The sequence below is a fragment of the Streptomyces sp. NPDC045021 genome, assembly GCF_056432645.1.
Map to the genome: position 1 here is coordinate 84066 of NZ_JBWKIQ010000009.1, position 19396 is coordinate 103461.

Annotated in this window: 14 protein-coding genes and 1 pseudogene; 8 read left to right on the plus strand and 7 right to left on the minus strand. The window is 71.0% G+C overall.

Going from position 1 to position 19396, the window contains the following annotated elements:
• Nucleotides 1-159 precede the first annotated feature (159 nt).
• The gene (locus AC07DC_RS25845; RefSeq protein ID WP_478916870.1) at nucleotides 160-1317 is read right to left on the minus strand and encodes an SCO1860 family LAETG-anchored protein; all 1158 of its coding nucleotides are present in this window, start codon (nucleotides 1315-1317) and stop codon (nucleotides 160-162) included.
• A gap of 283 nt (nucleotides 1318-1600) precedes the next feature.
• Nucleotides 1601-2692 carry an amidohydrolase family protein gene (locus AC07DC_RS25850; protein WP_478917114.1) on the minus strand — a complete coding sequence of 364 codons (1092 nt, stop codon included), beginning with the start codon at nucleotides 2690-2692 and terminating at the stop codon, nucleotides 1601-1603.
• Between the two features lie 105 nt (nucleotides 2693-2797).
• Here AC07DC_RS25850 and AC07DC_RS25855 point away from each other — a divergent pair, with 105 nt between their 5' ends.
• The 5 genes and pseudogenes from AC07DC_RS25855 to thpD all read left to right on the plus strand — a co-directional run bounded on the left by AC07DC_RS25855 (nucleotide 2798) and on the right by thpD (nucleotide 7532).
• On the plus strand, nucleotides 2798-3841 hold the full coding sequence (locus AC07DC_RS25855; protein ID WP_478916871.1) for a pyridoxal-phosphate-dependent aminotransferase family protein: 1044 nt from the start codon (nucleotides 2798-2800) through the stop codon (nucleotides 3839-3841).
• 346 nt (nucleotides 3842-4187) lie between these two features.
• Nucleotides 4188-4703, plus strand: a complete 516-nt coding sequence (gene ectA / locus AC07DC_RS25860) for a diaminobutyrate acetyltransferase (RefSeq protein ID WP_478916872.1) — start codon at nucleotides 4188-4190, stop codon at nucleotides 4701-4703.
• A 108-nt stretch (nucleotides 4704-4811) separates the two neighbouring features.
• Entirely contained in the window at nucleotides 4812-6092 is a 1281-nt protein-coding gene (ectB, locus tag AC07DC_RS25865) for a diaminobutyrate--2-oxoglutarate transaminase (protein WP_478916873.1), read from the plus strand.
• 59 nt (nucleotides 6093-6151) lie between these two features.
• Nucleotides 6152-6547: pseudogene (locus tag AC07DC_RS25870) on the plus strand (ectoine synthase); the annotation flags it as partial.
• Between the two features lie 82 nt (nucleotides 6548-6629).
• On the plus strand, nucleotides 6630-7532 hold the full coding sequence (gene thpD / locus AC07DC_RS25875; protein ID WP_478916874.1) for an ectoine hydroxylase: 903 nt from the start codon (nucleotides 6630-6632) through the stop codon (nucleotides 7530-7532).
• Nucleotides 7533-7590: 58 nt separating this feature from the next.
• On the opposite strand, the gene AC07DC_RS25880 is transcribed toward thpD, so the two are convergent.
• Nucleotides 7591-8175 carry a DUF1349 domain-containing protein gene (locus AC07DC_RS25880; protein ID WP_478917115.1) on the minus strand — a complete coding sequence of 195 codons (585 nt, stop codon included), beginning with the start codon at nucleotides 8173-8175 and terminating at the stop codon, nucleotides 7591-7593.
• 98 nt (nucleotides 8176-8273) lie between these two features.
• Nucleotides 8274-9806, minus strand: coding sequence for an aldehyde dehydrogenase (NADP(+)) (locus AC07DC_RS25885; protein WP_478916875.1), 1533 nt, complete (start codon nucleotides 9804-9806; stop codon nucleotides 8274-8276).
• A gap of 135 nt (nucleotides 9807-9941) precedes the next feature.
• On the opposite strand from AC07DC_RS25885, the gene AC07DC_RS25890 reads away from it, so the two are divergent.
• From AC07DC_RS25890 to AC07DC_RS25900, 3 genes are all read left to right on the plus strand, one after another.
• Nucleotides 9942-10712: an IclR family transcriptional regulator gene (locus AC07DC_RS25890; RefSeq protein ID WP_478916876.1), complete on the plus strand. Its 771-nt coding sequence runs from the start codon at nucleotides 9942-9944 to the stop codon at nucleotides 10710-10712.
• A gap of 131 nt (nucleotides 10713-10843) precedes the next feature.
• A complete protein-coding gene (locus AC07DC_RS25895) occupies nucleotides 10844-15343 on the plus strand; it encodes an RHS repeat-associated core domain-containing protein (protein WP_478916878.1) in 4500 nt (1499 codons plus the stop codon).
• Nucleotides 15340-15786: a hypothetical protein gene (locus AC07DC_RS25900; RefSeq protein WP_478916879.1), complete on the plus strand. Its 447-nt coding sequence runs from the start codon at nucleotides 15340-15342 to the stop codon at nucleotides 15784-15786. The genes AC07DC_RS25895 and AC07DC_RS25900 overlap by 4 nt, the downstream gene beginning before the upstream one ends.
• Before the next feature lie 36 nt (nucleotides 15787-15822).
• On the opposite strand, the gene AC07DC_RS25905 is transcribed toward AC07DC_RS25900, so the two are convergent.
• The 3 genes from AC07DC_RS25905 to AC07DC_RS25915 form a co-directional block, all read right to left on the minus strand.
• Complete coding sequence (locus tag AC07DC_RS25905) at nucleotides 15823-17082, minus strand: hypothetical protein (protein WP_478916880.1); 1260 nt, start codon at nucleotides 17080-17082, stop codon at nucleotides 15823-15825.
• Nucleotides 17083-17144: 62 nt separating this feature from the next.
• On the minus strand, nucleotides 17145-18359 hold the full coding sequence (locus tag AC07DC_RS25910) for a hypothetical protein (protein WP_478916881.1): 1215 nt from the start codon (nucleotides 18357-18359) through the stop codon (nucleotides 17145-17147).
• A gap of 65 nt (nucleotides 18360-18424) precedes the next feature.
• Nucleotides 18425-19357, minus strand: a complete 933-nt coding sequence (locus tag AC07DC_RS25915; protein ID WP_478916882.1) for a 5-dehydro-4-deoxyglucarate dehydratase — start codon at nucleotides 19355-19357, stop codon at nucleotides 18425-18427.
• Between the last annotated feature and the right edge of the window lie 39 nt (nucleotides 19358-19396).

Below are 19396 nucleotides of genomic sequence, written 5' to 3' on the forward strand. Positions count from 1 at the left end.
GAACCCTGCGAACTCTGTCTGCGATCCCCTGAACACAACAGTAGAGGGCGACGCCGACAACGGCGCCGCCCTCTCCCCATTCCCCCTCGGACCCTCAGTCCCCCCTCGAGTCCCGATCCGGTCGGAACCGGACGTCTACGCGGCCGTCCACGCCGCTGTCTAGGCGTCCGTTTCCGCTGCTGCTGCCGCCGCCTTGCGGCGCCGGGACGTCAGGTACAGCGCGCCACCGCCGACCACCACGAGCGCGCCCGCACCCGCGGCGAGCAGCGGGGTGTTGGAGCCGCTGCCGGTCTCGGCGAGGTTCTGCGTACCGGGACCGGTCTGCGGCTCGGCACCGCCGGTGCCGCCGGTGCCGCCCGATCCACTGGCGCCGCTCGATCCGCCGCTGCCGCCGGAGTTCCCGCCCGTGGCACCACCCGAGTCGGCGCCGGTCGACGACCCTCCGGACGCCGCTCCCCCGCTGGACGCACCGCCGTTGGTGGCACCGCCATCCGTCGCGCCGCCGGTCGTCGCGCCGCCGTCACTGGTCCCGCCGTCGGCAGTACCGCCGGTCGTCGGGTCGACCACCTTCGGTGTCTCGCACGTCGCCTTGACCAGCGTCACGGTGCCGGTGACATCCGCGACGTTCAGCTTGAGCGGGTTGACCTTGACCTTCAGTTCCAGCCCGGTGGCGGCGGCCGTACGCGAAGTGGTCTCGGTCTTCGACAGGTCGAGGGCGACTTCGCCGATCCCGGGCACCGACACCTTCGTCGTCCCGGTGGCGGTCAAGGTGATCTTCTTGTTGAGGACCCACACACCGACCAACGTGGACGAAGCGGTCGGCTTCTTGCCCGCCTCACAGGTCGCCTTGGACGTGACCGCCTCGATCTTGATCAGGGACAGCAGCGGCAGGCCGGGCAGATGCACCTCGGCGCGGGCCAGGTTCGCGTACCCCTCCGCCTTGTGCGCGTCGGCCGTCGCCTTCGCCGTGGCGACATCCGCCCGCAGCATGCTGAACGGCTTGCCATGGTCGACGGCGTCCAGCTTGGCGGTGAGCGCGGTCTCGTCGGCGTCGGCCGGCGCCTTCACGTCATTGAGCGAGACGTTCAGCGGCACATCGACCGTCTTGTTCATCAGCGATACGTCGAGCCCGGCACGCAGGACGGTCGCGGTGGACCTGCCGCCCCCGGAGTCACCGCCGGAGTTGCCCCCGGAGTTGCCGGAGGGATGCGCCTGAGCCGCCGGGGCGACGGCCAGGCCACCTGCCGCAAGCGCGACGACCGCGCCGATGGCGACGGCCGAACGGCGTGCGGGCAGGCTGAAGTTGGAGCTGTACACGGTGGAACCCCCACGAGTGGCTTGGAGTCAGCGGCGCCGCTTGAGGGGACAACGCGACCGCCGGTGACCTCGGTCCCGCCATATTTACGCACTGAGAGTGAAGTGGCGACTACCTGAAGCTAGTTCACCCATACGGGTGGTTTCCGGCATTATCTTCGAATCTTGCTGCACGGCCGTTCCCACCCGTCACCCGTGCCACGTGATGACGCCCCCACCTCCGTTGACGCGCCGAGGCGTACGCGGGGGTGCTCAACGATCCGCACCCGCTCCGCGTAACGCTGCGTCAACCCACCACACGTCCGCGCAGCACGATGCGCCGCGGATCGGCCAACACCCGTACATCCGCGCGCGGGTCGGCGGCGTAGACGATCAGATCGGCGGAGGCGCCCTCGGTCAGCCCGTCGCGGCCGAGCCATTCACGGGCGCCCCAGGTCGAGGCGGAGAGCGCCTCGATCGGTGAGAGGCCCGCCGTGACGAGCTCGGCGACCTCGTCCGCGACCAGGCCGTGGGCCAGCGAACCGCCCGCGTCGGTACCGGTGAAGATCCGGATCCCGGCGTCGTGCGCGGCCCGCACCGTGTCGTAGCGGCGCTCGTGCAGCCGGCGCATATGGGCCGCCCAGCGGGGGAACTTGGACTCGCCGCCGACCGCCATCGACGGGAACGTCGCGATGTTGACGAGGGTCGGGACGATGGCGACACCACGTTCCGCGAAGAGCGGGATGGTGTCCTCGGTCAGTCCGGTGGCGTGCTCGATGCAGTCGATACCCGCCTCCACGAGGTCCCGCAGCGAGTCCTCCGCGAAGCAGTGCGCGGTGACCCGGGCACCCTCCTCGTGGGCGGCGGCGATGGCCTCCTCCAGGGCGCCGCGCGGCCAGCAGGCCGTGAGGTCACCGGCCTCGCGGTCGATCCAGTCGCCGACGAGCTTCACCCAGCCGTCGCCGCGCCGCGCCTCCTGGCGGACGTACGCCGTCAGATCGCCGGGCTCGATCTCGTGCGCGTAGTTGCGGATGTAGCGGCGGGTGCGCGCGATGTGCCGGCCGGCGCGGATGATGCGCGGCAGGTCCTCGCGGTCGTCGATCCAGCGGGTGTCGGACGGCGACCCGGCGTCGCGCAGCAGCAGGGCGCCGGCGTCGCGGTCGGTCAGCGCCTGCTTCTCCGCGGTCTCCGCGTCCACCGGGCCGTGCGTGTCGAGGCCGACGTGGCAGTGCGCGTCGACGAGGCCGGGCAGCGCCCAGCCCTCGACGGTGGTCACCTCGCGCACTCCGGCCGGCCGGTGGTAGGAGATCCGGCCGTCCAGCACCCACACCTCGTCCCTGACGTCCTCGGGGCCGACCAGCACCCGGCCCTTGACGTGCAGCGCACCGCGATCACCCATGACACTCATGCCCAGCACCCTAAAAGGTCGAAGGTACGCTCGCGAAGGCACCCTCAGGCCCACCACGGCTTTCCCGGGCCTTCATCCGTACGGAAGAGACGCATCGTGACGCACCCCCTCCTGGACCTGCCCCCGCTGACCGCCGCCCGCTTCGCCGGGATCGAACGGCGTGTCGCGGCGCTGCTGGACACCGAGCAGGACGTCGTCATCACCCAGGGCGAGGCGCTGCTGCCCCTGGAGGGCTGCATCCGCGGCGGCGCCCGACCCGGCTCCGCGGCGCTCAACGTGGTGACCGGCCCCTACGGGAAGACGTTCGGCGACTGGCTGCGCGACGCCGGTGCCGAGGTCGTCGACCTGGCGGTGCCGTTCCACGGCGCGGTCACCGCCGAGCAGGTGGAGCGCGCGCTGGCGGAGCACCCGGAGATCGACTTCGTCTCGCTGGTGCACGCCGAGGCGGCCACCGGCAACACGAACCCGGTGGCGGAGATCGGCGAGGTGGTGCGCGCGCACGGCGCGCTGTTCATGCTGGACGCGGTGGCGTCGGTGGCCGCGGAACCGCTGCTGCCGGACGCGTGGGGCGTGGACCTGTGCGTGATCGGCGCGCAGAAGGCGATGGGCGGCCCCGCGGGCGTGTCGGCGGTCTCGGTCGGCGCCCGCGCCTGGGAGCGGATGGCGGCCAACCCTTCGGCGCCGCGCCGCTCGTACCTCTCCCTCCTGGACTGGAAGGAGCGCTGGATCGACACCGGCCGCGCCGCGCTGCCGCACGCGCCGGCGCAGTTGGAGATGCTGGCGCTGGAGGCGTGCCTGGAGCGGATCGACGCCGATGGCCTGGACACGGTGATCGCCCGGCACCGGGCGGCCGCCGCCGCGACCCGCGAGGGCGCGCTCGCGCTCGGCGGCGGCCTGGAGCCGTACGTGCGCGAGGTCCGTGACGCCGCGCCGGTCGCGACGACGCTGCGGGTGCCCGCCGGCACCGACGCCACCGCCCTGGTGGCACGGGCGCTCGCCCTGGACCCGTCGGTCCCGCTGGTCGCGGGCGGCGGCGCGCTCGCCAAGGAGATGATCCGCGTCAACCACTACGGTCCCGACGCGGATCCCACCGTGGTCGCGCGGAGCCTGGCTGCGCTGGGTACGGCGCTCTCCGAGTAGTTCCCGACAGTCCCGCACTTCCGGGCGGCACAAAGAAAACATCCACGGGGAATTCACCCTTTCCGCGGCCCGTTCAGGGTGAATTCTCCGTAGGCATTCTTCCGAATGGCTTCTGCCCAGCCTCCGGAAGGCTAAACGCCTAAATTTCGTTAATACTTCCGGGCGGTTCCGGTGATGTGACGGACTCCACACCAAGATCGAATCGCCCGGTAATATCCGGACAAACACGCAGGTCTCACCGCCGATTCGGCCACGTGCACCCGCCCGCGCGATAACACGGCCGGCCGGACGCGTAAAGACCTTTGCCCCATGCAATTCCACTTTCTGCTCGGTAAGTTCATTCCGCATGAACGCCGCTACGGAATTGAAGGCGCCGATCGCCCCCGCATTCCTCGACACCCCCACCGTCGAGGACGGCGGCGCGATGTGGCGCATCGCCCGCGATTCACGGACGCTCGACCTCAACTCCTCGTACAGCTATCTCCTGTGGTGCCGCGACTTCGCCGGCACCTCGGTGGTGGCCCGTGACACCGACGGCGCCCCGGTGGGCTTCGTGACTGGATACATCCGTCCCGAGGAGCCGCAGACGCTGGTCGTCTGGCAGGTGGCCGTCGATGAGGCGCAGCGCGGTCGCGGCGTCGCCGCGGCCATGCTCGACCATCTCGCCGCACGCGTCGCCGTCGACGACGTCCGCCGACTCGAGACCACGATCACGCCGGACAACGCCGCCTCGCAGCGGCTGTTCACCTCCTTCGCCGAGCGCCACGGCGTGCCGGTCGAACGGGAGGTCCTCTTCCCCGGGGCCCTGTTCCCCGACGGGCACGGGTCCGAGGAGCTGTTCCGCATCGGCCCGCCGGCCTGACGCCACCGCGCCCGCTCCCCCCACCCCCCGACTTCGCACCGCCCCTGAACTTCGCACCGCCCCCATCGCGCTGCCCCCATCGCGCTGCCCCTCACGAAAGCAGGCACAGTGACCATCACCCCTCCCGACCTGTCCGTCTTCGATTCCCTCGAGTCGGAGGTCCGCAGCTACTGCCGCAGCTGGCCCGTCGTCTTCGACCGCGCGCAGGGCAGCGTCATGTACGACGAGGACGGCCACGCGTATCTCGACTTCTTCTCCGGCGCCGGTGCGCTCAACTACGGGCACAACAACCCGGTGCTCAAACGCGCGCTGCTGGACTATCTGGAACGTGATGGCGTAACCCACGGCCTGGACATGAGCACCACCGCGAAGCGCACCTTCCTGGAGCGCTTCCAGCAGGTGGTCCTGGAGCCGCGCGGCCTGGAGTACAAGGTGATGTTCCCCGGCCCGACCGGCACCAACGCCGTCGAAGCGGCGCTCAAGCTGGCCCGCAAGGTCAAGGGCCGCGAGTCGATCGTCTCCTTCACCAACGCCTTCCACGGCATGTCGCTCGGCTCGCTCGCCGTCACCGGCAACTCGATGAAGCGGGCCGGCGCGGGCATCCCGCTGGTGCACGGCACCCCGATGCCGTTCGACAACTACTTCGACGGCCGGGTGCCTGACTTCCTGTGGTTCGAGCGGCTGCTGGAGGACCAGGGTTCCGGCCTCAACCAGCCGGCCGCCGTGATCGTCGAGACGATCCAGGGCGAGGGCGGCATCAACGTCGCCCGTCCGGAGTGGCTGCGTGCCCTGGCCGACCTGTGCAAGCGCCGAGACATGCTGCTGATAGTCGACGACATCCAGATGGGCTGCGGCCGTACCGGCGCGTTCTTCTCCTTCGAGGAGGCCGGGATCACGCCGGACATCGTCACGCTCTCCAAGTCCATCAGCGGCTACGGCATGCCGATGTCCCTCGCGCTCTTCAAGCCGGAACTGGACATCTGGGAGCCGGGCGAGCACAACGGCACCTTCCGCGGCAACAACCCGGCGTTCGTCACCGCCACCGCCGCGCTGGACGCCTACTGGGCCGACGGCCAGCTGGAGAAGCAGACGGTGATGCGTGGCGAGCAGGTCGAGACGGCGCTGCGGGAGATCTGCACCGCGCAGGCACGCGCGGGCGCCGAGTACCGGGGCCGCGGCCTGGCCTGGGGGCTGCAGTTCATCGACCCGTCGCTCGCCGGCCGGATCTGCGCCCGCGCCTTCGAGCTGGGGATGCTGCTGGAGACCTCCGGCCCGCGCAGCGAGGTCGTCAAGCTGCTGCCGGCCCTGACCATCACCCCCGACGAGCTGGACGAGGGGCTGCGCACCCTCACCCGGGCCGTGAGCGACGTCGTCGGCGAAACCCTCTGAGACCGCCCCGATCCGCACCGGGGCCCGACCACGAACGGAAAGAAAGCAGAGGCAGGCACGTGATCGTCCGATCCTTCAAGGACATCGAGGGCACCGACCGCGATGTGACCGCCGAGACCGGCACCTGGCGCAGCAAGCGCATCATCCTCGCCGCCGAGGGCGTGGGCTTCTCGATGCACGAGACGGTGATGTACGCCGGGACCGTGACGTCCATGTGGTACGCCAACCACATCGAGGCGGTGCTGTGCGTCGACGGTGAGGGCGAGCTGACCAACGACGAGACCGGGGAGACCCACTGGATCTCCCCGGGCACGCTCTACCTGCTCGACGGCCACGAGCGGCACACCATGCGCCCCAAGACCGATCTGCGGTTCGTCTGCGTCTTCAACCCACCCGTCACCGGGCGCGAGGTGCACGACGAGAACGGGGTCTACCCGCTGCTGACGGAGACCGGGGGCACGGCCACAACCACGACCACGACCCGTACCAGGACCCGGAACGGGACCGAGACGACCGAGACCGAAGGAGCCTGACGTCATGACGACGACCACCACCGACAGCATCACCAGCCGGTACCCGACGCGCGGTGCCTCCGAGGTCACCACTCCGCGCCAGGACCCGGTCGTGTGGTCCGAGTACGGCACCCCGGGTCCGATCCAGCCGGCCGAGCTGCGCGGCTACGACCGGGACGGCTTCCTCACCGTCGACCAGCTGCTGATGCCCGGCGAAGTGGACCGTTACCGCCAGGAGTTGGACCGGCTGTGCGCCGATCCGGCGGTCCGGGCCGACCCCCGCGCGATCGTCGAGCCGAAGTCCGGGGCGATCCGCTCGGTCTTCGAGGTGCACCGGATCAGCGAGGTCTTCGCCGAGCTGGTGCGCGATCCCCGGCTCGCGGACCGCGCGAGGCAGATCCTCGGTTCCGACGTCTACGTCCACCAGAGCCGCATCAACGTCAAGCCGGGCTTCGGGGCGTCGGGGTTCTACTGGCACTCGGACTTCGAGACCTGGCACGCCGAGGACGGGCTGCCCGGGATGCGCACGGTCTCCGTCTCGGTCGCGCTGACCGAGAACCATGACACCAACGGCGGGCTGATGATCATGCCCGGCTCGCACCGTACGTTCCTCGGCTGCTCGGGCGAGACGCCGAAGGACAACTACAAGCAGTCGCTGCAGATGCAGGACGCCGGCACCCCGTCCGACGAGGCGCTCACCGAACTCGCCGGGGAGCACGGCATCAAGCTCTTCACCGGCGCGGCGGGGTCGGCGACCTGGTTCGACTGCAACTGCATGCACGGCTCCGGCGACAACATCACGCCGTTCCCGCGCAGCAACGTCTTCATCGTCTTCAACAGCGTGGAGAACGCCGCGGTGGAGCCGTTCGCGGCGCCGGTGCGGCGGCCGGAGTTCATCGGCGCACGGGACTTCACCCCGGTGCCGTAGCCAGGCATGCTCTGCGGGGGACGGACTCCTTCGGGCAGCCCGTCCCCCGCAGAGCATTTCAGCTGCCGTCGCGCAGGTCCCCTGGCGCACCGGACCGGAAGGTGAGCCGGTCGAAGACCGCCGTGCACCCTTCGGCGTCCGGCGACGGGCACTGCGTCATGAATCCGACGCTCGCGGCGGCCGCCTGCTGCCGCGTGCCGAGGGCGAAGAGCCGGACGAACGTCCACCGTTCGCCGTCGTCCGAGGCGTGGAAGGCGAAGGCCCGGCCGGTGCGGGTGATCCGCAGCCAGACGTGATCCCCGTCCACTTCCCAGCTGTTGGCGTCGTCGGAGCTGCCTCGGGTGACGACCGAGACCACGGTGTACCGGGCGGGCGACAGTTCCAGGCAGAGCTTCGCCCACTGGTCGTCGGCGACCTGGAGGTAGAGCGCTCCGGCGTCTCCCGCCGCGCGCAGCCCGGCCGTCACCCGGGCGATCAGCTGGAAGTCGCCCTCCGGTGGGGTGCCGAGCAGCCGGGGCGCGTCGGCGGCCGGCACCTTCGGCTCCCGGCCGGGGTGCACGAAGCGGTCCTGGCCGGGACCCGCGGTGAGGACGAGCGCGCCGTCCTCGTAGCGCGGGTCGGCGGCCGGACCGTACGCCCGCATCCCGAAGGGCAGCTCATGCAGCGCCCTCAGCTCCGTCGGTTCGCTCAGCTCTTGGTGCTCCTTCGGCTCCGGCACCGCGGACCCGATTCGGACCACCGTCAGATCTCCAGCCGGCCGTCGAAGCGGCGTGGCAGGTTGAGCGGGTTGTCGTCGCGCAGCTCGGCGGGGAGCAGCGCGACCGGGGTGTCCTGGTACGCGACCGGGCGCAGCCAGCGCTCGATGGCGGTCCCGCCGACCGAGGTGGAGGTCGACGTGGTCGCCGGGTACGGGCCGCCGTGGTGCTGGGCGGGGGCGACGGCGACGCCGGTCGGCCAGCCGTTGACGAGCAGCCGGCCCGCCAGCGGGGTGAGCTCGGCGAGCAGCGCGGTGGCCGGACCGTCCTCCTGTCCGGCCTCCTCCTCACCGATGTGGACGGTGGCGGTGAGGTTGCCGGGCAGCCGCTCCAGCACAGCGGTGATCTGGGCGCGGTCCTCGTAGCGCGCCACGACCGTCACCGGGCCGAAGCACTCCTCCAGCAGCAGATCGTGCGGGCCTTCCCCGGCCAGCCGGTCGGCGAGAACGGTGAGGTATCCGGCGCTGACGGTGTGCTCGCCGCCGGAGCCCGGCGTCACCGGGGCCTCGACGCCGGGGAGCGCGGCCCTGGCCTCGACGCCGGCGACGAAGGCGTCGCGCATCCGGACATCGAGCAGCACGCCCGCGTCCGAGTCGCTGACGGCCGCGGTGACGGCCTTGAGCAGCCGGTCGCCCGCCGCGCCGGCCGGGGCCAGCACCAGTCCGGGCTTGACGCAGAACTGGCCGACGCCCAGCGTCATGGACCCGGCGAGTCCCGCGCCGATCTGCTCGGCCCGCTCGTCCGCCGCGGCCTCGGTGATCACGACCGGGTTGAGGCTGCCCAGCTCGCCGTGGAACGGGATCGGCTTGGGACGGGCCGCGGCCGCGTCGAAGAGCGCCCGCCCGCCGCGCACCGAGCCGGTGAATCCGGCGGCGCTGACCAGCGGGTGCTTGATGAGGTCGATCCCGGCCTGGAAGCCGTGGACGACGGAGACGACGTCGGCGGGCAGCCCGACCCGGACGGCGGCGCGGCGCAGCACGCTCGCGCACAGCTCGGAGGTGGCCGGGTGGTCCGGGTGCGCCTTGACGACGACCGGGCAGCCGGCGGCCAGCGCGCTCGCGGTGTCGCCGCCGGGGACGGAGAAGGCCAGCGGGAAGTTGCTGGCCGAGTAGACCGCGACCACGCCGAGCGGGATCTTGTAGCGCCGCAGGTCGGGGCGGGGGGCGGGCTTCGCCGCCGGGTCCGCGTGGTCGATGACGACGTCCAGGAAGGCGCCCTCGTCGACGATGTCGGCGAACGCGCGCAGCTGGAAGGTGGTGCGGGCGAGCTCGCCGGTCAGCCGGCCGGGGCCGAGCGCCGTCTCGGCGTCGGCCGCCTCCAGGACCTGCGGGCCGGCCTCCTCCAGGAGGTCCGCGGCGGTGCGCAGCAGCCGGGCGCGTACGCTGCGGTCGGCGAGCGCGGGCGCCGCGGCGGCCGCGGCGCGGACGGCGGCGTCGACCTCCTGCGTGGTGGCCTCGTCCGCCACCTGCTCCCGCTGCTTCCCGGTACGGGGGTCGACGGACCAGACTGGAACAGCCACCGGGGGAACCTCCAGATTTGCCTCATGCGGATCAGCCACTGTTCGATATGCTGAACAGTGTCTTCACTTATGAATCTTTGAACCATTCCGGAGCCTACTTGCAGGGTCCGGGGCCGAACAAGAGGGGTCAGGACGATGTCTGCTGGCGACGGTGGCGGTTCTCAGGTCAAGTCCGCGGTCCGCACGGTCGAGCTGCTGGAATTCTTCGCGGGACGCCCCGGAATGCACAGCCTCGCGGCCGTACAGGAATCCGTCGGCTACCCCAAGTCCAGCCTCTACATGCTGCTGCGCACCCTAGTCGAGCTCGGCTGGATCGAGACCGATGCCACCGGAACGCGTTACGGGATCGGTGTCCGCGCACTGCTCGTCGGCACCTCGTACATCGACGGTGACGAGGTCGTCGCAGCCGCCCGCCCCACCCTTGACCGGCTCTCCGACGACACCAGCGAGACCATCCACCTCGCGCGGCTGGACGGCACCAGCGTCGTCTATCTCGCGACCCGCCAGTCCCAGCACTACCTGCGGCCCTTCACCCGCGTCGGCCGCCGCCTCCCGGCCCACTCCACCTCGCTCGGCAAGGCGCTGCTCGCCACGTACTCCGACGAACAGGTCCGCAAGATGCTCCCCGAGACGCTCGAACCCCTCACCGAGCACACCCACACCGACCGCGAGAAGCTCATCGAGGAACTCGCGGTCATCCGGGAGCAGGGTTTCGCCGTCGACCGCGAGGAGAACACCCTCGGCCTGCGCTGCTTCGGCATCGCCATCCCGTACCGCACCCCGGCCCGCGACGCGGTCAGCTGCTCCGTCCCGGTGGCCCGGCTGACCCCCTCCCATGAGCAGATGATCAAGGACGCCCTCTTCGACGCCCGCGACCGCCTGACCCTGGCCACCCGCAGGCTCTGACGTTCTGATCGTCACAAAACGTCGACGACCCGCCCATCGCCCGATCACCCCCGCACCCAAAGTGCAAGAATCAAGGCGGAGTTGATCACACACGGGGGAACAACGTGGCGAATCGTCCGACGGATTGGCATGTGCTGGATCTGGACCGGGATCCGGTTCCCGGGGATCCGTACGAGGTGAAGGAACTCGCCCGCAAGCTGGGCGATTTCGCCGACGACGTGTCCTCCGCACTGCGCTCGGTGCGCGGGCTGAGCGGCAACAACGCGGTGCAGGACTGGGCGGGTCTGTCGGGTGACGCCTACCGGGAGCAGTTCGGTGATCTGCCGGGCGAGCTGGAGAAGTTGGAGAAGTCCTACCGGCTGGCCTCGGGGGCGTTGGGCACGTACTGGCCGAAGTTGGAGACGGCGCAGTCGGACGCGGACCGGGCGCTGGCCCAGGGCCGCACCGCCCGGCAGGACCTGGATGCCGCCAAGACGACCCAGACGAACGCGAACGACTGGGTGAAGCGGGCCGGGGACAAATCCAAGGAGTACCAGGCCGACCCCAAGCCCGGCGCGGAGCCGCCGTCCGCCGAGGAGGTCCGCACCGCCACCCGTAACGCGTTGGACGCCTCGAACGCGCAGAAGTCCGCGAACACCGCCGTCCACGACGCCCAGCAGCGCCTGGACGCGGCCAAGGAACTGGCCGCGCAGGCGGCGCATCTGCGGGACACCGCCGCGAGCACCGCCGAACACGCCCTGCACGAAGCGTCGGACGCGGGGATCAAGAACAAGCACTGGTGGGAGAAGGCGGTCGACTGGGTCGCCGACCACTGGGACGAGATCGTCGCGGTCTGCAAGGTCATCGTCGCCGTCCTCGGCATCCTGGTGATGATCATCGGCGGGCCACTCGCCTGGATCGTGCTGGCCGCCGCCCTCGTCGTCCTCGCCGACACCCTCGTCAAATACGCCCAGGGCAAAGCGTCCTTGTGGGACGTGCTGTTCGCCGCGATGGACTGCATACCCGGCTTCAAGGGCCTGACCACCGCCGGCGGCCTCCTCAAGATGGCCAAGAACCTGCCCAAGCTGATGAAGGGCATGGGCAGCCACCTCGGTGACATCGCGGGCGCCATGCGCAAGGGCGCTCAAGGCGTGCGTCAGGCAGCGAAGCGCATGGGCGAGCGGCGGTGCAAGAGCGACCCCATCGACGTGGTCACGGGCGAGATGGTGCTGCCGCAGGTCGACGTCGAGCTGCCGGGGATCCTCCCGGTCCTGCTGGAGCGCGCGCACGTCTCCTCCTACCGGGCCGGCCGGTGGTTCGGCCCGTCCTGGGCCTCGACCCTCGACCAGCGGCTGGAACTGGACGGCCAGGGAATCTGCTTCGTCGCCGACGACGGCATGCTGCTGCAGTACCCGGTGCCGGCCCGCGATGTGCCGGTGCTGCCGGTCGCCGGGCCGCGCTGGCCGCTGGTGTGGGACGGCTCGCCGGCCGGAATCGTCACCGTCACGGACCCCGACACCGGACGCACCCTGCACTTCGACCCCAACGGCCCCACCTTGCCGACGGCTTCCGGGCAGCCGGTGCAGCTGCCGCTGCGCGCGCTCAGTGACCGCAACGGCAACCGTATGGACATCGACTACAGCGCCGACGGGGTGCCGACGGGAATCCGCCACGCGGCCTACCGCATCGGCGTGGCCACCTCCGGGGGGCACATCTCGGCGCTGTACCTGCTCGGCGGGGTGCAGGAGAACACTCCCGAGCAGGACGCGGCGCGACAGGGAGGGGACGACACCCTCCTCGGCCGCTTCGGCTACGACGAGAACGGTCATCTGGCCGAGGTCGTCAACTCCTCGGGCCGCGCCGCTCGCTTCGCATACGACAGCCACGGCCGGATCACCGGGTGGGAGGACCGCAAGGGAACCACGTACGCCTACACGTACGACAGCGAGGGCCGTTGCGTCCGCACCGCCGGATCCGACGGCTTCCTGAACGGCACCTTCGACTACGACACCGACCGCCGGGCCACCGTCCACACCGACTCGCTGGGCCACACCACCACCTTCCACTACAACGAAGATCTCCAGGTCACCCTGGAGATCAACGCCCTCGGTCACGCCATCACCAGCGAGTGGAACAGCCGCGACCAGTTGCTGGCGCGTACCGACCCCCTCGGCCGCACCACCCGGTACACCCGCGATGCCGAGGGCAACCTGCTCGCGATCCACCGCCCCGACAGCACCACGACCACCGCCGAGTACAACGCGCTGCGGCTCCCCGAATCGATCACCGAACCGGACGGCAGCCGCTGGCTCTTCGGCTACGACGAACGGGGCAATCTCCTCACGGTCACCGACCCGGTCGAGGCCACGACGCGGCACGCCTACGACGAACTGGGGCGGGTCACGGCCGTGACCGATGCGCTGGGCAACACCCGCCGGATCGAGAGCGACGCCGCCGGACAGCCGTCCGTCATGGTGGACGCCGGCGGGTCGCCCACCCGGTACGCGTACGACACGCTGGGACGGGTGATCGCCATCACCGACCCCACCGGCGGCATCACTCGCTTCACCTGGTCCGTCGAGGGCCTGATGACCTCTCGCCGCACTCCGGCCGGCGGCACCGAGCGATGGGTGTACGACGGTGAGGGCAATCTGGCGGAGCACGTCGAACCCACCGGAGCCGTCAACCGGTTCGAGAGCACCCACTTCGACCTGATGACCGCCAGGGCCGCCCCGGACGGCTCCCGTATGGAATTCGGCTACGACACGGAGTTGCGCCTCACCCGGGTCACCAACCAGCAGGGCAGTACCTGGAGCTACGAGTACGACCCGGTGGGCAACCTCGTCCGGGAGACGGACTTCAACGGCCGTGTCCTGTCCTACCGGTACGACGCCGCGGGGCAGCTCGTCGAGCGCACCAACGCCGCCGGACAGACCGTCGAGTACACCCGGGACGTCCTCGGCAACATCACGGGGCAGAGCTGCGGCGGCCTCGTCACGACGTTCCGCTACGACGTGCTCGGCCGGATGGTCCAGGCCTCCAACGCCGACGCGGATGTCCTCCTCGAACTCGACGCGGCGGGCCGCGTCCTCTCCGAGACCTGCAACGGCCGCGTCCTGCGGAACACCTACGACCTGCTCGGGCGCCGGACCCGGCGCCTCACCCCGGGCGCGGCCGTCAGCACCTGGGAGTACGACGCCGACCACCGTCCCATCGCACTGCGGGCCGCGGGGCAGGTGCTCCGCTTCGGCTACGACTCGACCGGGCGGGAGGTCGGCCGGCACCTCGGTACGACCACCCTGCGCCGGGAGTGGGACGACGACCACCGGCTCACCGCCCAGAGCCTGACCACCGAGGACAGCCGGCTCTCGCTGAGCCGGCGGTACACCTACCGCGCGGACGACTACCTCACAGCTGTCGACGACAGCGCCGGCGGCAACCGCCGATACGACCTGGATCAGGCCGGTCGGGTGACCGCCGTGCACGCCGACGCGTGGACCGAGCGGTACGCGTACGACACGGCCGGCAATCTGACCGAGGCGCACTGGCCGACCGCCCCGGACCCGGAGGCGGAGGACGCCAGTGCGGTGGGGACGCGTACCTTCACCGAGGCCCTCATCGGCCGGGCGGGCCGGACGACGTTCGAGCATGACGCCCAGGGGCGCGTCGTGCGCCGCAGCCGCAAACAGCTCTCGGGCGGTTCACGCACCTGGGAGTACCGCTGGGACGGTGAGGACCGGCTCACCGACGCGATCACCCCGGACGGCCGCCACTGGCGCTATCTCTACGACCCACTGGGCCGGCGGATCGCCAAGCAGCTGCTCGACGGCGACGGCAGCGTTCTCGAACGGACCGACTTCACCTGGGACGGCACCCTGCTGGCCGAGCAGTGGAGTTCGGTGGAGGACCGCACCCTGACGCTCGACTGGGCGCCCGGCAGCGGTCTGCCCGTGGCGCAGACCGACCGCATTCCGCTGTCGGGCGCGTCCCAGGGCGAGTTCGACGAACGCTTCTACGGCATCGTCACCGATCTGCTCGGTACCCCGACCGAACTCGTATCCCCTGACGGGCACATCGGCTGGACCCTGCGCACCAGCCTGTGGGGGAACCCGCTGCCCGCACCGCGGGGCGAGACCGACTGCCCGCTGCGGTTCCCCGGCCAGTACCACGACGACGAGACGGGCCTGCACTACAACTACTTCCGCTACTACGACCCGACGGTCGGCCGCTTCCACAGCCTCGATCCGCTCGGCCTCGACGGCGGTCCGAACCCCGGCTGGTACGTACCGAACCCGACCGCGTGGATCGACCCCTACGGCCTCGCCCTGTGCCGCACGAAACCGCGTATCGAGAACGGCAACCTCAAGGAGGGTTGGGAGCACATCGACGCCCGTCACATCACCGGCGACCACCCCAAGGGCCCCGGCGACCTGATGCCTCCCAACACCACCCGTGCCCAGGTGGAGAAGGCGGCGGTCAAGGCGGTGCGCAAGGGCCGACGGATCACCGAGAACCCCAATAAACTGATGCAGTCGTTCGAGAAGAAGATGACGGTGAACGGATTCACCGCCACTTACCGGGTAAGTGTCGATTCGACCGACGGGAACCGGGTCATCTCCTTCTTCCCGGTCGGAAAGAGCTTTGAGGCATGAGATTCACGTTCTCCGACGACGATGAACCACCGCCGTCCGGTTTCGACCTCGGACATATGGAAGTGACCGGCAGTCTCGGGTCCGTCTCCTCGCGCGGTCATACCCCGGACCAGGGGATGATGATCTACCTTGCCGTCTCCGACCTCCTGGACGGTTTGCGCGCATTGGTGGGGACCGGCCGTGGTGGCTTCCTCTTCATCGGTTCCGACTCCTCCTTCTCCCTGAAGTTCTCCCTCAGGAAAGACGGACAGCTCACCACCATGGCGGCCGGAAAGGCCGCGATCGACGTCTCCGACGTGAAGACGGTCATCGGCGCGGTGTGGACGGCGGCGAAGGAATTCGCCGACGTCCGCCTCCCCGCACTGCCGCCGGACGATGCCGGACGGCAGGACCTCGAGATGTCGCTGGCCGCCTTCGCGCCGCTGGTCACGCCTCCCGGATAGCCGTGCCATGACCGGTGCGGCCGCGGCAGGCCCGGTTCAGACGCGGGTGGAGCGGGCGCAGGCCTCCCTCGCGTCGAGGGGCTTGCTGCGGTCGTACGGGTCGACCGCCGGTCCGGACGGGTCCGGGGTGCCGGATGCGGTGTCGTCCGGGCCGATGCTCGGGTGCAGGAAGCCGTCGTAGACGTCGCAGGACGAGTTGCCGATGTCGTCCCGGTACCCGGCCACCCAGAGCTTGCCGCCGGTCACCCGCTCGACGCGGGGGTCGGCGACGTCGAAGTCCAGCACGCGCCGGACGATGGTGCGGGAGACGGCCGCCGATCCGCCGTCGGCGCGGGTCACCGCGTAGACGAAGGTGATGTCGGCGTGCACGGCGACCGAGCCGGCCCTGCCCTCCTTGAACGTGACCAGGCCGCGCGTCTTGACCACGCTGCCGACCGTCTTCACCTCGGCCGGGTTGAACCGGCTGGCGACGAGCAACGGGTCGTGCTCCTTGTCGGGCTTGCGGAAGGAGGCGTCCCAGCGCGAGGTGATCTCCGTCTGCAGGGGGTCGACCAGGCCCATCGCGATCTGCGGGCGCTCCCCGCGCAGCGTCGCCGGGTTGAGGTTCGCGTCGACCAGGAACTCCTTGGTCCTGCTCAGCGCGGACTCCACCTGCTTGCGCGACATCCGACCGACCGGCCGGGCCGTGGGCAGGACGATCCCGGCCGCACCGTCGGCGTACTGGACGGCGGGAGAGCCACGGAAGGGCTCGGCGAGCGTCGGGGTGTCCGCGAGCGGGTCGACGGACGGGGCGGCAGTGGGCGGCGCGGTCTCCGGAGGGAGGGTGGTGGAGCCGGCGGTGGGCCGGCCGGAGCTGTCGGAGCGGTAGCCGGCGGAGTCGGTGGAGTCCGCGGAACCGCCGGAACGGCCGAAGTCACCGTGCAGCCATGCCATCGCGGCGGACGGGTTGAGGGCCACCAGGAGGGCCACGAGGGCCAGCGCCACACCCAGCACTCCGCGCAGCCGGCGGCGCCGGGACGCCCGGCCGTCCATCTCGCGCCAGGCGGGACCGGTGCGCCAGCCCGCGGGCTCCGGCGGCTTCGCCTTCGCGCTCCGCCCCCACCGCTTGCTCTTCTTCTGCTGCTGCGCGGCGAGCTCCGCCTCGCGCCGGAGCCGTTCGGTGACCATCCGGGCGCGTGCCGAGGGCTCCTTGGGAGCCTGCGCCCGGATTTCCCGTTCGTTGTCCTGGACGAACTTCTCCCATACGTCGTCCGGTATCTCGGACGGCTCCCCGGAAGCGGGTGGTTCGGTGGTCACGGAAGGGCCCCCCACAGGCTGTTTCGGCACGTGAGGGCAGTTGTACAGGCCTGCGGTGCAAGCTACAAGTCGGTAGTGGATCCCAGCGCGCAGAGGGCCGAGCGGACCGCTCGCAGGTCCGCGTCGGAGGCCAGGCCCGCGTGGTAGAGCCGCACCTCGGTGGCGCCGAGGCCGGCTGCGTGGGCCACGTCGGCGGCCAGGGTGCGGGGGCTGCCGCCCATGCCGGCCACGACGGTGAAGTTGGCGGCGAGGACGGTCCCCGGGCGCACATGGGCCGCGAACGGGCTCAGCACGGCAGCACGCTCGGCCGCGCCGCCGGCGCAGGGCAGGACCAGGCCGTCGGCGTGCGACAGCACGTCCGCCGCGTCGACGCCGACGTTGGCACCCGTGCGGTGCGGCCCGGGGTCGGCGTGCAGCAGGATCTGGAAGCCGGGACCGGCCCCGACGCGTACGGCCGCCACGATCTCGCGCTGGAAGTGGCGGGCCACCATGGCGCGCCAGGCCAGCGTCGCGCCCGCCAGGTCCGCGCCGAGCAGCTTCTCGATCTCGGCCCACTCCGCCGTGCGGTCGGCGGGCCCCGGTTCCCGTTCGCCGTTCCACACGGGCACCAGCGCGGCGCGTACCGCGCTCTGCAGGGCGTCGGCGTCCAGGCCGAGCCCCGCGTAGCCGTCCCGGCAGGTGCGGCAGAAGCACAGAGACATCAGGTACTGCGCCGCCCCGCCCAGCGGCACTCCGCCGATCTTGTCGTGCCCGTGCAGATGGCCGACCCCGTACCAGCCGCAGGACTCCAGCTCGGTCCCGTCGGTCCCTGGCCGGACCGCCGCCTCCACCGCGAGATCGACGGCGTAGGCGCGTACCTCGGGCTGGGCGATGCAGGGCGCCCACGGGTAGCGGTCGCCGTAGGCGTTGCGCACCGAGGTGCGCGGGAACTCCTCGCCCAGCCGGGAGTTGTGCGCGAGCACCACCCATGAGTGGACGGACAGCCCGGCGGCCGACAGCGCGGCCGCCGCCTCCCCGTAGGCGTCCGTCGCCGGCACCCACGCCTGCGGGTACGGGCGCAGCGAGCGGCCGCTCCAGAGCTTGGGGTCCGGCGGGTAGAGCACCGCCGCGTGCCGGGCCGTGACGATGCGCCCGCGCGGATGGCGGGGGGTCAGGGCGCGGGTGGAGTGGTAGGCGGAGGCGAGCGTGACCTGCTGGACACCGAGGTCGGCGATCCGGCGCGGGGCATCCGGGTCACCGACGACGTCCCACGGGTAGACGAAGGCGGAGGCTCTCAACTTGGCTCCTCAGACGGCGGATCGGCACACGCGTGCCCGATGGTGTCGCACCGGGCGCCCGTTCGTCAGCTGTCGCTCAGCAGCGCCATTCCGCGCTCGATCAGTTCGGCAAGCTCCTTGACATGCGCGGGCGAGGGCTCGACCAGCGGCGACCGCACCTCGCCGACGTCCAGGCCGCGCAGCCGGACGCCGGCCTTGACCAGCGAGACCGCGTAGCCGCGCCCCTGGTTGCGCAGCGCGACCAGCGGCCGGTAGAAGCCGTCGATGAGCCGGTTGACGGTCTTGTCGTCGCCGGTGTTCAGCGCCTTGTGGAAGGCGAGGGCGATCTCGGGCGCGAAGCAGAAGACGGCTGAGGAGTACAGCAGCACGCCGATGCCGCGGTAGGCGAGGCCGGTGAGTTCGGCGGTGGGCAGGCCGTTGAAGTAGAGGAAGTCGCGCTCGGGCAGGTCGCTGCGGACCGCACTGACGATCCGCTGCATCAGGTCGAGGTCGCCGAGGCCGTCCTTGAGGCCGATGATGTTGGGGATCCTGGCCAGTTCGACGACGGTCTCGGGCTCGAACACGGCGTTGTCGCGCTGGTAGACGATGATGTCGAGCCCGGTGCCCGCGGCGAGGCCGGAGTAGTGCCGCAGCAGCCCGGCCTGGTCGGGCACCACGAGGTAGGGCGGCATGGCGAGCAGCCCGTCCGCGCCCGCGTCCTCCGCCAGCCGCGCGAACTGCACCGCGAGCGCGGTGCCGTAGCCGGCCCCCGCGACCACCGGTACTCGCCCGGCCGAGACCTCGACGGCCGCGGCGACGCAGGCGCGGAACTCCTCGGGGGTGAGCGCGTGGAACTCGCCCGTACCGCAGCACGCGAAGACCGCCGCCGCACCCGCTTCGATGCCTTCGCGCACGTGCGCGCGGAAGATGTCGAGATCCAGCTCACCGTCCGGGCCGTAGGCGGTGACGGGGAAGAACAGCAGGCCGTCGAGGCGCTCGGCAAGTGAGGCTGAGGTCATCGGATCCCCTTGAAGTTCTGTGCGCTCTTCTGGCTGTGC

Bases quoted from the DNA above. Each gene is read 5' to 3' on its own strand.
- AC07DC_RS25850 (WP_478917114.1), bottom strand. From the start codon at position 2,692: ATGGGTGATCGCGGTGCGCTGCACGTCAAGGGCCGGGTGCTGGTCGGC.
- ectA (WP_478916872.1), top strand. From the start codon at position 4,188: ATGAACGCCGCTACGGAATTGAAGGCGCCGATCGCCCCCGCATTCCTC.
- thpD (WP_478916874.1), top strand. From the start codon at position 6,630: ATGACGACGACCACCACCGACAGCATCACCAGCCGGTACCCGACGCGC.
- AC07DC_RS25880 (WP_478917115.1), bottom strand. From the start codon at position 8,175: ATGCGGGCGTACGGTCCGGCCGCCGACCCGCGCTACGAGGACGGCGCG.
- AC07DC_RS25890 (WP_478916876.1), top strand. From the start codon at position 9,942: ATGTCTGCTGGCGACGGTGGCGGTTCTCAGGTCAAGTCCGCGGTCCGC.
- AC07DC_RS25900 (WP_478916879.1), top strand. From the start codon at position 15,340: ATGAGATTCACGTTCTCCGACGACGATGAACCACCGCCGTCCGGTTTC.
- AC07DC_RS25915 (WP_478916882.1), bottom strand. From the start codon at position 19,357: ATGACCTCAGCCTCACTTGCCGAGCGCCTCGACGGCCTGCTGTTCTTC.